The organism is Hyphomicrobium sp., from assembly GCF_009026145.1.
GTDB lineage: Bacteria > Pseudomonadota > Alphaproteobacteria > Rhizobiales > Hyphomicrobiaceae > Hyphomicrobium_A.
The window spans coordinates 52,706-67,636 of record NZ_WBUE01000019.1 but is presented as its reverse complement, the minus strand read 5'-3'; the positions used below and the strand labels follow the sequence as shown (position 1 = coordinate 67,636).

Genomic DNA, 14,931 nt, shown 5'->3' with positions numbered 1-14,931 from the left:
ACGGCGGAATTGGCAGGCACTCGACGATGAAGCTGAGAGAGAACCCGGTAGGAGATCGCAGAATGTGTGGAATTGCAGGCCTGCTGCATAGAGGACGCGGCGGGGATATCGGCAAAGAAATGACGGCGATGCTTCAATCACTCAAGCATCGAGGGCCCGATTCGACCGGCTATGCCCTTTACGGAGAGACCAAAGGTGCAAACCGATACGTGATGCGTTTCAAGGTGGCCGAGCAGGATGACCTGCGCCACGGCTTCAAGATCAGAGAGCAAATCAACGAGCGCCGCGCCGAGGTCGATCACCGCCTTCGGCACCTCAATGTCAAACCAGCCGAGGCGAAGGAAGCCACGGACTACGCTTTCAAGTATGTCTTCGAGTACAGTGGCGAGCTTAAGAAGCTTGTCGACAACCTCGAGGAGATTGAAGGTGTCGAGCTGCTTTCGATCGGAAATGCGCTCGAGTTGGTGAAGGACTTGGGCGATGCGAAGACGGTCTCCGATCAGTACAAGCTAAAAGCTTTCCACGGCACACACGCCCTCGGCCATACACGCATGGCGACTGAATCAGATGTCGACATTCGCTCGGCGCATCCGTACTGGGCGTACCCGTTCAACGATGTCTCCGTCGTGCACAACGGCCAGCTCACCAACTACTGGAACAACCGGCGCGAACTAGAGCGCCGAGGTTCCCGCTTCATGTCGAACTGCGACAGTGAGCTGATCGCCGTCTACCTCGCCGATCGCATGAATCAGGGCGACACGCTCGAAGACGCCATGCGCCGTTCGATCGAAGAACTCGATGGCGTATTCACCTATCTTGTGGCCACCTCCGACAGCCTCGGCATGGCCAAGGATACGATGGCCGCCAAGCCCATGGTTCTCTACGAAGGCAAGGAACTCGTCGCACTGGCGAGCGAGGAAGTTGCCATCCGATCAATCTTCCCCGACGAAATCGAAACATTCGACCCTTATGAAGGAGACGTCCGCGTATGGCAAAACTAGCAAGCCTCGAAGGCCAGGGTATGCACAGTGAAGTGCTGCTCGGCCGCACGCAGCAGCGCTTCTTCGACGTCAGCACGAAAGCCGAGGACCGATTCACCTATCCGTGGGCATACGAGGTCGATTTCAATAAGCGCGCCGAGTTCGATGCCGCGAGCATGGATACGCACGACATCAACCTCAAGATCCGAGAATTGATGAGCCATGGCAACGGCACCATCGTCGTCAAGAACCCGGGCGCCAAGCACTCGATTGGGGTCGGATTACTGAACCGCGCGAGGATCTATTACGAAGGCTCGCTCGGCTATTTTGGATGCGGCTTGCTCGACGGCCCCAACGTCACGATCAAGGGCCGCGTCGGTTGGTCATGCGCCGAGAACATGCTCGCCGGCACGGTCGTCGTCGAAAAGAACGCTGGTTCCTGCTTTGGAGCTGCTCTGCGCGGCGGCGACCTCGTCTGCAAAGGTGATGTCGGCGCTAGGACCGGTATCGACCAGAAGGGCGGCTCCATCATCGTTGGTGGCCGCACAGGTGCCTTTTCCGGCTTCATGATGCAGCGCGGTCGCATGGTTGTGCTGGGCGATGCCGGCGCCAACTTGGGCGATAGCATGTACGACGGCACCATTTACGTTGGCGGCAAGATCGCCAGTCTCGGAGTTGACGCCATTGAGGCCGAAATGACCGACCTCGATGTCGATTGGCTCTCGCGCAAGCTCGCGATGTACGAGATCGATCCGCCGAAAGACCTTCGTAAAATGACGAAGATCGTCTCAGGTAAGCAGCTCTGGAATTACGACACTCTGGAGCCAACCGAAAAGAAACTGGTGCTTTAGGAGGAATACGACCCATGAGTGCAAAACCAGCGCCAGCAAAGGCCCGCGATCCGGAGGCTTTCGATCCGGGTGCCCGCAATAAGCAGCTGCTTGGCCACAGCCGGATCTTCACGCCGGAGGTTATCGACGACATCCACATCAAGGCGGAGCTCGGTCGCTACCGCATGCGCGGGTTCTCTTTGTTCAAGAAAATTCCGCATTGGGACGACCTGACTTTCCTTCCCGGCACGCTGACGCGCTTCGTCATTGAGGGCTATCGCGAGAAGTGCATCACCAAGACAGTGCTTGGCCCGCGTGCCAAGCGGCCGATGGTGCTAGACATTCCCGTATATGTCACTGGCATGAGCTTCGGCGCGCTCTCCTATGAGGCGAAGATCGCGCTTGCCCGTGGTGCCACGATGGCGGGATCGGCGACGTGCTCCGGTGAAGGCGGCATGATCCCCGACGAACGCCGCTACTCCAGCAAGTGGTACTACCAGTGCATCCAGAGTCGCTACGGCTTTAACCCCCACCACTTGCGCTTGGCTGATGGCGTTGAGTTCTTCATCGGTCAAGGGTGCAAGGTCGGCCTCGGCGGCCACCTCATGGGCCAGAAGGTCACCGACCAGGTGGCCGAGATGCGCTCGCTGCCTGCCGGTATCGATCAGCGCTCGCCGGCGCGTCATCCCGACTGGCTGGGACCCGACGATCTGGCCCTTAAGATCCAGGAGGTTCGCGAGGCGACGAACCACGAGATACCAATCCAGTTGAAGCTCGGTGCGGCGCGCGTCTACGACGACGTGCGTATGGCGGCCAAGACCGGGCCGGATGTGATTTACATTGACGGCATGGAAGGCAGTACCGGTGCAGGCCCTCACTTGGCGACAGAGGACACGGGCGTTCCTGGCATCGCCGCCATCCGTCAGGCGCGTAAGGCGTTGAACGACGTCGGCATGTCGGGCCAAATCTCGCTGGTGTACGCCGGCGGCATCCGTAACGGTTCCGACATCGCAAAGGCCCTGGCTCTTGGCGCGGACGCAGTTGCAATCGGCCATTCGGTCCTCATAGCGCTCAACTGCAACAAGGCGATCCCCGAAGCCGATTACGAAACCGAGGTCGGTGTTCCTCCCGGTTACTGCTACCACTGCCACACCGGGCGCTGCCCAGTTGGGGTCGCCACACAGGATCCGATCCTGCGCAAGCGTCTCGATCCCGACATGGCTGCCGAGCGTGTCTATAACTTCCTGCACACGCTCACTATGGAGTGCCAGATGATGGCGCGCGCCTGTGGCAAGACCAACATCCACTCGCTGGAGCCAGAGGATCTCGCAGCCCTCACCATGGAAGCTTCTGCCATGGCCATGGTGCCTTTGGCGGGAACGCAACACACCGTCGGCCGACCTGACATGAGCCGCTACTAAGGAGTTACACAAATGGCAGACATCAAGCCAGGAAAGCCCGTCGCAGTGCCTCACCAGCCGTCCGATATCGACCACTTCATCAAAGGCGATGGCGTCGACACCGAGCGCGAGAAGCTGATTGGACAGCATATCGGCTATCGCTATGACGTGAACCTTGTCCCTGATTACAAAAGGCTCACGCCGTTCCTGAAGCGCTACATCGAGACCATGGGGTGGTCCGACCTCAATTGGCTCGAAGACGTTCACATGGGATACGAAGAGGGCCGTCCGGCGGTGTTCGACCGCAACGTCAACGGATGGGTGCAGGTGCCGGCCGGCGTAAAATTGCCCGACAACCAGCAGGATCGCGACATGATAGCGCGTGAGTTGCTCATCAAGTTCCAGATGAGTGAGAAGCATCCGCTCGTCGACCTTCGCAAGGCCTACGCGAAGTTCTAGGTGGGGGGTGACGAAGCCGTTGGTTCGTCCACGCCGAGCCAACGGCTCCGCCTGCTGGAATGCGTGTTGAGCGGGGGGTGAACGACGCGCTTGCGCGAGACGGAGCGCAACACTTGGCGCGCGAGCTCGTTAAGGTCGCGGCGTATCCCAGATGGTAACGGCGCGCCTACCCGGCAATCAGGTGCTAGACAGCGGGATCCATAGTCATGGCCAGCGATCGCTATTCCATATTTTCCGTCCTGCGCGAGGCGCTGCGCGGCCACACCGGCTGGAAGCCCGCGTGGCGCGATGCGGACCCCAAGGCAGAATACGACGTCATCATTGTTGGTGGCGGCGGTCACGGACTGGCAACGGCCCTTTATCTCACGAAGGTATTCGGTGTGGACCGTATTGCGGTGCTCGAGAAGGGCTGGATTGGCGGCGGCAACGTCGGGCGCAACACCACCATCGTCCGCTCGAACTACATGCTCCCGGGGAACATCCCCTTCTACGAGCTTGCCCTGCAAATGTGGGAGAAGCTCGAGCAGGAGCTCAACTACAATGCCATGGTGAGCCAACGCGGCGTGCTCAATCTCTATCACTCCGACGGCCAGCGGGATGCCTTTGCCCGCCGCGGCAATGCAATGCGGCTGCACGGTGTCGATGCGGAGCTGCTCGACCAGGATGCAGTGCGCAAGATGGTGCCGTTCCTCGATTTCGGGAACGGCCGTTTCCCTATCCGCGGCGGCCTGCTGCAGCGGCGCGGCGGCACCGTGCGCCATGATGCCGTGGCGTGGGGTTACGCGCGTGCGGCCGATCGGCTCGGCGTCGATATCGTCCAAAACTGCGAGGTGAAAGGCTTCAGGTTCGAAGGAGGAAAGATCGTCGGTGTCGACACGACGCGCGGACCGATCGGCGCGCGCAAGGTCGGCTTGGCCGTTGCAGGCAGCTCCTCGCGCGTCGCCGCGATGGCCGGGTTGCGCCTGCCAATTGAAAGCCATGTCCTCCAGGCGTTCGTGACCGAATCCATCAAGCCGTTCATCGATTGCGTCGTCACCTTCGGTGCGGGCCACTTCTACATCAGCCAATCGGACAAGGGCGGCCTCGTCTTCGGCGGCGACATTGATGGCTACAATACCTACGCGCAGCGCGGCAACCTGCCTGTTGTCGAGGACGTGTGCGAGGGCGGCATGGCGCTGATGCCACGCATCGGCCGCGTTCGCGTGCTGAGGCACTGGGGCGGCATCATGGACATGTCGATGGACGGCAGCCCGATCATCGATCGCACGCCGATCCCGGGCCTCTATCTCAATGCCGGCTGGTGCTATGGCGGCTTCAAGGCCACGCCTGCGTCGGGCTTGTGTTTCGCACACCTTCTGGCCCGCGATGCGCCGCACGAAGCCGCCGCCCCCTATCGCCTCGACCGCTTCGCGACCGGCCATGCCATCGACGAGAAGGGTATGGGGCCGCATCCCAACCTTCACTGAGCATTCGCCACGGGAGATCATCGATCATGCGCATAGCGTGCCCTTATTGCGGCGAGCGGAGCCTCGACGAGTACCTCTATTCGGGCGACGCCACGGTTCGTAGACCGGACACCTCGAATCCAACCGCCATCGCCGACTTCGTGAGCTATGTCTACGAGCGCACCAATCCCCCCGGCCAGCATCGTGAGCTCTGGTACCATGCCGCCGGCTGCCACGCCTGGCTGGTGTTGACGCGCGATGTCAGTACGCACGCCATCGCCTCCATCGAGCCGGCGAAGGACGTCGCCCTCGGCGCTAGTCCCGCGATGAAGGACACAGCCTGATGGCACGGTCGGCAAGCACACAGCCCCAGCGCCTCGCCGAGGGCGGGATCATCGATCGCCAGCGCACCATTCAGTTCACCTTCGACGGGGTGACCTATAGCGGCCATTTCGGCGATACGGTCGCGTCCGCCCTGCTCGCGAACGGCGTCATCCTCACCGGCCGCTCGTTCAAGTATCACCGCCCGCGGGGGATATTCAGCGCCGGATCAGAGGAGCCGAACGCCCTTGTCGAGCTTCGCTCGGGCGCCTACCGCGAGCCGAACACCAAAGCGACCATGGCCGAGCTATTTGATGGGCTCGAAGCGACGAGCCAGAACCGCTGGCCATCGCTCAACTTCGACGTCCTGAGCCTCAATTCCGCTCTAGCGCCGATCTTCGTAGCGGGCTTCTACTACAAGACCTTTATGTGGCCCTCGGCGCTTTGGGAGAGGGTCTATGAACCTGCCATCCGCCGGGCAGCCGGGCTTGGCCGTGCCGCGGATGGTGCAGACCCCGACAGCTATGAGAAAATGACGGTACACACGGATGTGCTCGTGATTGGCGGGGGACCGGCCGGCCTCATGTCAGCCTTGGCCGCGGCTGGCTCGGGCGCGAGGGTGATCCTCGCCGATGAGCACGCCGCGCTCGGAGGGCGTGCCATCGATGATGCAGCGATGATTGACGGCAAAACCGCGCACGATTGGGTGCGTTCGGTTGAGGATGAGCTGACAAGGAATGGCAATGTTCGTGTCTTGCGGCGAACGAGCGTGTTCGGCACCTATGACGGCGGAACATATGGTGCCGTCGAACGCGTCAGCGATCACCTTGCGGTTGCTCCCGGCGGACTTCCGCGGCAGCGTATATGGCGTATCGTTGCAAAGCACGTCGTGCTTGCCAGCGGTGCAACGGAACGTCCCATCGTGTTCGGCAACAATGACCGCCCCGGCGTCATGCTTGCGGGCGCCGTTCGCAGCTATATCAACAGGTACGGCGTCGTTCCGGGACAACGGGTCATCGTCTTCACCAACAACGACTACGGCGCGAGCACTATCACCGACCTCGCTCGCGCGGGTGCAGAGGTTGTGGCAGTCGTCGATTCACGACCCAAGCCCTCCGAGACGGTTGCCCGCCTCGCCAGCAGCGTCGGCACCAAGCTCATAACGGGTACCGTCATCACCAAGGCTCTGGGCAGAAAGCGTGTGCGCAGCGCAATTGTGCGGACGCAAAGCGGCGCTGAATTACGCCTCGACTGCGATCTTATTGCTGTCTCCGGGGGATGGAATCCAAACATCCAGCTATCGACGCATCTGGGCTCCAAGCCCCAATGGAACGAGAGACACCATTGCTTTCTGGCTGGTACGCTCCCCTCCGGCATGTCGCTCGCCGGGGCCGTCGCAGGCGACTTCTCGTTGCCCAAGACCCTCTCTGGAGGCGCCGCGGCAGGTTCCGCCGCCGGCGCTGCGAGTGGGTCCGAGCCCGTCGCAGTCCAACCGCCCTTAGCCGTCGGCGAGAGCGAGGACATTACACCGCTTTGGCGCGTAAAGAGCCCGGCGGGCAAGGCCTTCGTCGATCAGCAGAACGACGTCACAGACAAGGACATCGAGCTTGCCGAGCGCGAGGGATTCCGCGCGGTAGAACATATGAAGCGCTACACCACGCTCGGCATGGCTACGGACCAGGGCCGCACGGCGAACGTCAACGCCTTGGCCATTATGGCCGAAATCACTGGCCGCACGATACCGGGCATTACATTGGCGCGTCCACCTTACGTCCCCGTTGCTGTAGGTGCGCTTGCTGGCCACCACCGAGGCAAGAGCTTCAAGCCGACGCGGCTGCCGCCGTCCTACCGGTGGGCGAAGGAACAGGGCGCCATGTTCGTCGAGGCCGGGCTGTGGTTGCGTCCGAGCTACTTCCCGCGCGCCGGCGAGCGCGACTGGCTGGAGACGGTCGCGCGTGAGGTCAACACCGTGCGCAGCGCCGTCGGTATCTGCGACGTGTCAACCTTGGGCAAGATCGATCTGCAGGGAGCAGACGCCGCCGTCTTCCTCGACCGAATCTACATGAACGGCCTCAAGACCCTGGCCGTAGGCAAGGCGCGCTACGGCGGCATGCTGCGCGAGGATGGCATCTTCTTCGACGACGGCACGATCGCCCGTTTCGGCGAGCACCACTACTTCATCACGACGACGACGGCCAACGCGGTGAAGGTCCTCCAGCACATGGAGTACTGTCACCAATGGCTGTGGCCGGAGCTCGACGTGCAGATGATCTCGGCCACCGAGCAATGGGCGCAGTATGCCGTAGCGGGGCCGAAGTCGCGCGCGCTACTGCAAAAGGTCGTCGACCCGGCGTTCGACATTTCCGACGCCGGCTTTCCATATCTGCAGGTCGGCGGCGTCACGGTCTGTGGCGGTGTCAAGGCTCGTCTTTTCCGCCTCTCCTTCTCGGGCGAGCGAGCCTACGAGATCGGTGTTCCGGCACGTTACGGCGATGCCCTCATGCGGCGCCTTTGGGAAGCCGGCCGCGAGTTCGGCGCCTGTGCTTATGGCACCGAGGCCTTGGGCGTAATGCGCATCGAGAAGGGCCACATCAGCGGCCCAGAGCTGAACGGAACGACGACCCCGCACGACCTCGGCCTCGGCGGCATGGTGTCGACGAAAAAAGACTTCGTAGGACGCGTCCTCGCCGCTCGGCCCGGACTTCTCGATCCGGATCGCCCGGCGCTCATCGGCTTCCGCCCCATCAAGCGCTCGGCGCGGTTGCGCGCAGGCGCGCACTTCCTTGCACGAGGGGCCAAGGCAACGGCTGCTAATGACGAGGGGTACATGACATCGGTCGCGTATTCGCCGTCGAACGGACACTGGGTCGGTCTCGGGCTTTTGAAGCACGGGCCTAAGCGTATCGGCGAGATCGTCCGCGCCTACGATCCGCTGCGCGGCGGCGATACGCTGGTTGAAGTCGTCAGTCCCGTGTTCGTTGATCCAGAAGGAGTGCGCGTCCGTGGCTGATGGCTCTCTGCACTCCTGCTCCGCATTCTCGCAGCTCGAGCCTGTATCGACGGCGGGCCTAGCGATTGAGGTGCGTGAGGACCTCACCAAGGCCAGCTTCGCGGCAGCGAAGGGCAACGTGCAGGCAGTATGTGCGACCATCCGCGAGGCCTATGCCGTTGAGCTGCCGCGGCGGCCGGGGCGCGTCGAAGGACGTGGCGTCGCCTTCGTCTGGACCGGCCCCGACCAGTGGCTCGCCCTCGCCGAGGGCGCAAACGGGCGGGATCTTGAACTCGAGCTGAAGTCGCGTCTGACAGGTCTCGCCTCTGTGGTCGATCAGTCCGACGGCCGCGTCATCGTCCGCGTCGCGGGCCCGATGGCGACAGAGGTCTTGGCCAAGGGTGTGCCCATCGATCTGCATCCCCGCGTGTTCGGCGTCAACAGCGCCGCCGTAACCCATGCCAGCCACATCGGCATCGTCATCTGGAGACTGGATGATGCTCCAACCTTCGAAATAGCGATGTTCCGCAGCTTCGCCGACAGCTTCACGCATTGGCTGCTCGATTCAGCAAGGGCAGCCGCAGCGGCGGCCGGCTGACAACAGAGTCGAAGGCGAGCGACCCTCGCCAGCCAGAATGGGGTGAGCAGATGAGCGAGAAGATTGGCGTACGTGTCGGAGAAGCGCTCGTCGCCGGCGGACCGCCAGGCACCGCAGCCGAGCCTGAAGTTGCCATTGGCGAGATGGATGGACCATTCGGCGCCACGTTCGCCAACCTGCTCGGCAACCAAGTGAAGGGCCACAGCCGCGTACTGGCGCTGCTCAATACGGATGTCATGGTCCGCCCGCCGACGCTGTGCGTGAGCAAGGTGACGGTCGACAACGAGCGCTATACCAACATCCTCATGGGCACGGTGCAGTATGCAACGGCCATGGGTGTCCTCGATGCAGTACGCCTCGGCGACATCCCGCGCGACAAAGTTGACGATATTGGGTTGATCGTCTCGGTGTGGCTCAATCCCATGGTGGCGAACATTGACGGGCTCGACCACAGGCTCTTGTTCAAGATTCATCGCGAGGCAACCACACGGGCAATTCACAAGGCGATGTCGAACCAACCCTCGATCGACTGGCTTCTCAAGCACCAAGAGAAAGTCATTCACAAGTACTTCGAGAAGGCTCTCAAAGGCGAGATCTGAAGAGAGTAATCAAGAGTCTCGAACGTCAGGCGGTTGGTCTCCCAAACGGATCATCGCCCCGTTGTTGCGCGCCAGCCATTGCAGTGGAAGGACCTACGGCCGCCGGTCCTATTGGGGTATTCGACGACCCAGCCGTAATGCGCCGGACGCACCTGCATCCGGGCAACGCCCAGCGGCGCGAAGACGGGATCTGCGAGTCCTTCGAGCCACTTGGCCTCTTTGACACAAATCAACTTACGCCGATCTGCCCACGCTTATCTAAGCAGGCCAAGGACAGCGACATTGCACAGCTCGAAACCGTTCCGCTTTGGAGTGCTGCAAATGCGCACCTATCCCCTCGACATCGATCCTGGTCAGGTCGTTCGCTGGATCATCCAGGAGCACCGGGTGGCGCCGTCGCGCTTCAGGATTGTTGCCCAGTGTGCATCCGCGGTGCGGGACATTCCGGCCCGCAGAGAACTTCGCCTCGGCGACGAGGAGCGCGAAGATCTGAGCGAAGTCGACACGATCGCGACGCTCGAAATCGCGCCCGCTCACGCCAAGGAAGGCTGGCTTCTGACCGTGGAGATCGAGGATGAAGCCGGGCCCCGCCTGTCGGAAAAGGGGCCGCTGGTCGAAGGAGAGGGGCAGATCGACCTCGGCAGGTTTTACGACGAATTCATCCGGCCGGAACGCGGCATCGCGAATGTCGTTGCGGCGGTAGACGACGATGCGGCCGAAGTCCGTCTTAACGCGCTCGTCAGCAGCATCGAACAAGATCGTCACGGCCCCAACCGAACGGCGAGCACATAAAATAGCAGCGTGGACCAGGGTAGTCCGGCCGCGCATGAGCCCGCCGGCCAGCAGGCGCCCAGACGGCGCTTATCGTAAAGCCAGCTCCTCGGACCACCAAACGAAGGACGCTGAGATGCCTGAATTGCCCGACGTTGAAGGCTTCAAGCGCGTCCTCGCAAAGAGTGCCTTGGGCAAGACGATAGATCAGGTCGTGGTGAATGATGCGCGCATCCTCGGCAAGCTCCCCGCCCGGGCATTTATCTCTCGCCTTAACGGCAGCAAGCTCATCGAAGCCCGGCGTCACGGGAAGCACCTTATGGCCCATGTTGATCGGGGCGGCTGGCTGACCTTGCATTTCGGCATGACTGGCGCGCTTCAATTCCTGCGGAAGCCCGACAACGAGCCGCCCTTCACGCGCGTGCGCATCGATTTCTCTGACGATGGCTCCCTTGTCTATATCAACAAGAGAATGATTGGACGTGTCGATCTGGTCGAAGATGCAGCCGACTTTGTCGCGGGTGAGAATCTGGGGCCGGATGCACTCGATCGGCGCTTCGATTTCGACGCATTCAGGGCTGCCGTGTTCGGCAGCAAACGTGATGTGAAAGCGCTATTGATGGATCAAAAAGTCATCGCCGGCATCGGGAATATCTACTCAGATGAGATCCTGTTCCGGGCTCGCATTAATCCAGCTGAGCGGACGGACAAGCTCGCGCCAAGCCAGCTCAAACATCTGTTCTCGGTGATGCGCAAGGTCCTAAGAACGGCGGTTGCCCGCGGCGCCGGCTCGGAGCACTTCATCGACCGATTGCCCGAGGGATCCCTCCTTCCCGAGCGAAGGAAGGGAGGGCGTTGTCCCCACTGTCGATCAGTCCTGAAGGTTTTCAAGATCGGCGGCCGCACTGCTTATTGCTGCCCGCGGTGTCAGAAGTGCTGATGAGCGGTGACCATCGAGCTACACGCGTGAAACCGCCGCCGCCGGCATCAATGCCCACAGTTGTAGCCGAGGTGCCAGCCGAAACCGCGAACGGCTCAAGCGAGACCGTAGCCGGAAGGATAAGAAAGGACGCTGATCCGAGGGACGGGGAAGAGGACCAGCGCCCCGCCACTTGCCCTAGGGGGGATAGGGCGATCTTCCGTGAGGGACGGAAGTTGCGGCTAACCTTTGCTCGCAGTTGTCCGCATGCAGGGCATTGATCTTTGTCAATTACCGTTGTCGCCTGTGGCTGCGCGGGGGCGGCACATCCGCAGGTCTGCTACCTGTTGTTGAGGCCGATTTGTAGGATGACCTACGTTGATTTCGCCGGCGACACGATAGATCTCGTCGCGTCCGCCTTGGGCCGAATTTCCTGTGGCATCGTTCCGCGGACGAGATAGCAGACATCCTCGGCAATGTTCGTCGCCCGATCCCCGACACGCTCAATGTCGCGCGCCATAAACAGCATCTGAGTGCCCACCGATATGCGCTGCGTGTCCTTGATCATGTAGTCGAGCAGTTGGCGGAATAACTCCGTATACCGCCTGTCGAGCTCCTTGTCGCGCGACCATACATCCTCTGCTTGGCGATCGTTTCCGGCCTCATACGCATCCATCGCGTCCTTTAGCATCAGCACTGCGAACCGGCCAATGTCTCCAAGAGCACGCATAGGCTCTTCCCCACTTGCTCTCAGCGTGATCAACCGTTCGGCAAGATCCGCGGCATAGTCACAGACACGCTCCAACTCGTTCGCCATCCGTAGGGCGGACAGCACCGCACGCAAATCATTCGCTACGGGCTGGCGCAGAGCCAGTAGGCGAATGGCGAACTGGTCGATATCGAGCGCCATGCGATTGGCCTCGGGCTCGCGCTGCAAAATCCGCTTGGCCAATCCTGCGTCCAATTTGCCAGCTGCATCGAGCGCCCCATTCAGTTGTTCCTGCGCGAGACGCCCTAGGCTCATGACTTGAGCCTTAAGGCCGTCGAGCTCCTGATTGAAGGACCTCATGGTATGCTCGCTCACGCGTACCTCCCTTGGTCACGCACACGACAACGCTAACAACGCCGAACTCAGGCACCATGACCAAGATCAACGTGGGCTCTAATTCGATCACGCTGGCGCGGCGCAAAGCGCAGCACAACAGCATCGATGAGGGAGCAAATTAAGCCCGAAAGCCCTTTGCTTTGAGGTATCTGACGCACCCGGCAAGCGTCTCGAGCTTTGGATAGTCGCGCTCGGGGATTTCGATGCCGGTTACCCTATGCAGTTCGATCACGAAATTCAGCAGATCCATCGAATCCACCTCGAACTGGTCACGCAAGCGCTTCTCGGCGGCAATCTCCTCTCCTTCGAGGTCAGGCGCGACCTTCAAGAGAGCAGACTTCACGAGTTGTGCGAGTTCGGCGTCGGTCACAGCTTTTCCGGGCTATGCAGGAGTTGCTGAAAGTGAGTGAGGAATTGTGCTGCCCGCCGCCCGTCGCTCACCCGATGGTCTCCCGCGACCGAAACGGACAGAGTCCGGCGCACGCTGAGGGTTCCCTTGTCGACCCACGGACGTTCGGCGATCTGGCCACAGCCGATAATCGCTACCTGCGGCGGATAGATCAGCGGCAGGACCGTGTCGGCGGTTTCCTCGCCAAGATTGGAGAAGGTCACCGTGCCTTGCGACAGCTCTGAGCTTCTGAGGCGCCCGCTACGAACCCGCGTTATCAGGTCCCTGAGCTTCTCCATCAAGTCATCCATCGCGAGGGTCTCCACTTCCAGGATCGCTGGCGCGATAAGGCCTCCCCCGCGCATCGCCACGGCAACTCCCATATTGATATGCTCGGCGGGCTGAAATTTTCCTTCTTCATAGTGGCCGTTGAGCTCAGAGTTTCTTTTAAGAGCGAGGGCGGCAGCCCGCATAAGCGGGACGGCGTAAATCAGTCGCGCCGGGATGGAGCGAATTGCATTCTCCTCCTCCAGCCAAGCCATGAGGCGCGAAACGTCGATCATCGACGTGACATAGTAGTGCGGAATTTCCCGGTGCGACCTCGCCATTGCAGCCGCGATGGCACTGCGCATCTCGTCGAACGCGATGCCCGGACGTCCCTTCGTGACGTGCCGTGAAGCCTCGATCTGGTCGATACCGACGACGCCGCCAGGCCCTGGCTTGACCGCCGCGAGGTCAATGCCGAGCTGCTGAGCGCGGCGGCGTGCAGCGGGCGTGATCTGCACCTTTGCAGCACGAGCTTCAGCGGGCTCAGGTTGCCGACCCGCCACGAGAGCAGCTTTTTTCGGTGCTGCCATCTCTCGAGCTGTGTCACGCACCGCCGCACGCGGTGCGAGGCCCGGTGCCTCGTCCTTTGCCCTGATCGTAGCAATCACCCGCCCGACTGGCACCTTCTCGCCGATGTCAGTGAGAGTCTGATCCAGCACACCATCGTTGAAAACCTCGATTTCGATTGCCCCCTTTTGAGTCTCGACAACGGCAATGATGTCGCCGCGATTCAGGACATCGCCAGGCTTCTTCAGCCATTCGACGAGCGTTCCCGCTTCCATATCGGCCCCCAAGGAGGGCATGCGGAACTCGATCATCTCCGCAACACTCCTCTGACCGCCGCGGTGATTGTTTCCACCTGTGGAGTTGCTGCAATTTCGAGATGGCGTGGGTAGGGGATTGGCACCTCGACACTGCATACGCGCGCAACGGGGGCATCGAGGTCGTAGAGCGCCTGCTCCATGATGCGCGCGCTGATCTCTGCCGAGAGACTGCCCGAGCGCCATCCCTCGTCCACGATGACAGCGCGGTGTGTCTTGGCGACCGACGCGATGATCGTCTTGTCGTCAAGCGGCCTCAGGGTTCTCAGGTCTATGACCTCGCAGTCGATACCATCGGCCGCGAGCTGATCGGCGGCACCAAGCGATTTTGTCAGGCTCCCCCCATAGGTGATTACGGTGGCATCGCGGCCCGCCCGCCTTACTACGGCGTGGTCGATGTCGACGGCGAGGTCGCCCTCCGCCCTGACTTCCCCCTCCTCGTTATAGAGCGTCGCGTGCTCGAAGATGATGACCGGGTCTGGATCCATGATTGCGGTCCAGAGCATGCCGCGCGCATCTGCGACGGTCGCCGGCGCCACGACCTTGATCCCGGGGATATGGGCTAACCAGCCTTCAAAGCTGTGTGAATGCTGGGCGGCAAGCTGGCGGCCAGCGCCCGTTGCCATGCGGATCACGATTGGTACGGATAGTTGGCCTCCCGACATGTGTCGAAGCGTGGCGGCATTGTTGACGATCTGATCGAGGGCCAACAGGCTGAAGTTGACCGTCATGATCTCAACGATGGGGAGCATGCCGCCAAGCGCCGCGCCGATACCAGCTCCGACGAAGCCTGACTCGGAGAGCGGTGTGTCACGAATGCGCTGCTCGCCGAACTCCTGCAGAAGCCCCTTTGAGCACGCATATGCACCACCATAGCGGCCCACATCCTCGCCCATCAGGAACACGCGCTCATCGCGCTCAAGTGCCTCCTTGAGCGCCTCACGCACCGCCTCGCGGTAGGTGATCTTGCGCATGCGCG

15 protein-coding genes are annotated in these 14,931 nt (G+C 61.5%); 11 read left to right on the top strand and 4 right to left on the bottom strand.

Translation table 11 applies throughout. The annotated features are described in order from the left end of the window. The first annotated feature begins 26 nt into the window (after positions 1-26). From F9K20_RS14520 to F9K20_RS14470, 11 genes are all read left to right on the top strand, one after another. Positions 27-1,001 carry a class II glutamine amidotransferase gene (locus tag F9K20_RS14520; protein ID WP_291003166.1) on the top strand — a complete coding sequence of 325 codons (975 nt, stop codon included), beginning with the start codon at positions 27-29 and terminating at the stop codon, positions 999-1,001. Then, positions 989-1,831 (top strand): GXGXG motif-containing protein, encoded by an 843-nt coding sequence (locus F9K20_RS14515; protein ID WP_291003163.1) that lies wholly within the window; start codon positions 989-991, stop codon positions 1,829-1,831. The genes F9K20_RS14520 and F9K20_RS14515 overlap by 13 nt, the downstream gene beginning before the upstream one ends. Before the next feature lie 14 nt (positions 1,832-1,845). Continuing rightward, positions 1,846-3,231: an FMN-binding glutamate synthase family protein gene (locus F9K20_RS14510; protein ID WP_291003160.1), complete on the top strand. Its 1,386-nt coding sequence runs from the start codon at positions 1,846-1,848 to the stop codon at positions 3,229-3,231. Positions 3,232-3,243: 12 nt separating this feature from the next. After that, positions 3,244-3,669 carry a hypothetical protein gene (locus F9K20_RS14505; protein WP_291003157.1) on the top strand — a complete coding sequence of 142 codons (426 nt, stop codon included), beginning with the start codon at positions 3,244-3,246 and terminating at the stop codon, positions 3,667-3,669. Between the two features lie 206 nt (positions 3,670-3,875). Further along, complete coding sequence (locus F9K20_RS14500) at positions 3,876-5,135, top strand: sarcosine oxidase subunit beta family protein (RefSeq protein ID WP_291003155.1); 1,260 nt, start codon at positions 3,876-3,878, stop codon at positions 5,133-5,135. A 26-nt stretch (positions 5,136-5,161) separates the two neighbouring features. Continuing rightward, the gene (locus F9K20_RS14495) at positions 5,162-5,458 is read left to right on the top strand and encodes a sarcosine oxidase subunit delta (protein ID WP_291003152.1); all 297 of its coding nucleotides are present in this window, start codon (positions 5,162-5,164) and stop codon (positions 5,456-5,458) included. Then, on the top strand, positions 5,458-8,445 hold the full coding sequence (locus tag F9K20_RS14490; RefSeq protein WP_291003149.1) for a sarcosine oxidase subunit alpha family protein: 2,988 nt from the start codon (positions 5,458-5,460) through the stop codon (positions 8,443-8,445). Before F9K20_RS14495 ends, F9K20_RS14490 begins: the two co-directional genes overlap by 1 nt. After that, positions 8,438-9,022: a sarcosine oxidase subunit gamma gene (locus tag F9K20_RS14485; protein ID WP_291003147.1), complete on the top strand. Its 585-nt coding sequence runs from the start codon at positions 8,438-8,440 to the stop codon at positions 9,020-9,022. The genes F9K20_RS14490 and F9K20_RS14485 overlap by 8 nt, the downstream gene beginning before the upstream one ends. A gap of 50 nt (positions 9,023-9,072) precedes the next feature. Further along, on the top strand, positions 9,073-9,621 hold the full coding sequence (locus F9K20_RS14480) for a formaldehyde-activating enzyme (RefSeq protein WP_291003144.1): 549 nt from the start codon (positions 9,073-9,075) through the stop codon (positions 9,619-9,621). A 321-nt stretch (positions 9,622-9,942) separates the two neighbouring features. Beyond that, complete coding sequence (locus F9K20_RS14475; RefSeq protein WP_291003141.1) at positions 9,943-10,413, top strand: hypothetical protein; 471 nt, start codon at positions 9,943-9,945, stop codon at positions 10,411-10,413. A gap of 115 nt (positions 10,414-10,528) precedes the next feature. Further along, complete coding sequence (locus F9K20_RS14470) at positions 10,529-11,332, top strand: DNA-formamidopyrimidine glycosylase family protein (protein WP_291003138.1); 804 nt, start codon at positions 10,529-10,531, stop codon at positions 11,330-11,332. 352 nt (positions 11,333-11,684) lie between these two features. Here the strand turns inward: F9K20_RS14470 and phoU are convergent, their stop codons facing one another. The 4 genes from phoU to F9K20_RS14450 form a co-directional block, all read right to left on the bottom strand. Continuing rightward, positions 11,685-12,395 (bottom strand): phosphate signaling complex protein PhoU, encoded by a 711-nt coding sequence (phoU, locus tag F9K20_RS14465; protein ID WP_291003136.1) that lies wholly within the window; start codon positions 12,393-12,395, stop codon positions 11,685-11,687. 139 nt (positions 12,396-12,534) lie between these two features. Then, a complete protein-coding gene (locus F9K20_RS14460; RefSeq protein WP_291003134.1) occupies positions 12,535-12,786 on the bottom strand; it encodes an acyl carrier protein in 252 nt (83 codons plus the stop codon). Next, positions 12,783-13,949: a dihydrolipoamide acetyltransferase family protein gene (locus F9K20_RS14455; protein WP_291003131.1), complete on the bottom strand. Its 1,167-nt coding sequence runs from the start codon at positions 13,947-13,949 to the stop codon at positions 12,783-12,785. The genes F9K20_RS14460 and F9K20_RS14455 overlap by 4 nt, the downstream gene beginning before the upstream one ends. Beyond that, complete coding sequence (locus F9K20_RS14450) at positions 13,946-14,926, bottom strand: alpha-ketoacid dehydrogenase subunit beta (protein WP_291003127.1); 981 nt, start codon at positions 14,924-14,926, stop codon at positions 13,946-13,948. The genes F9K20_RS14455 and F9K20_RS14450 overlap by 4 nt, the downstream gene beginning before the upstream one ends. Positions 14,927-14,931 lie beyond the last annotated feature (5 nt).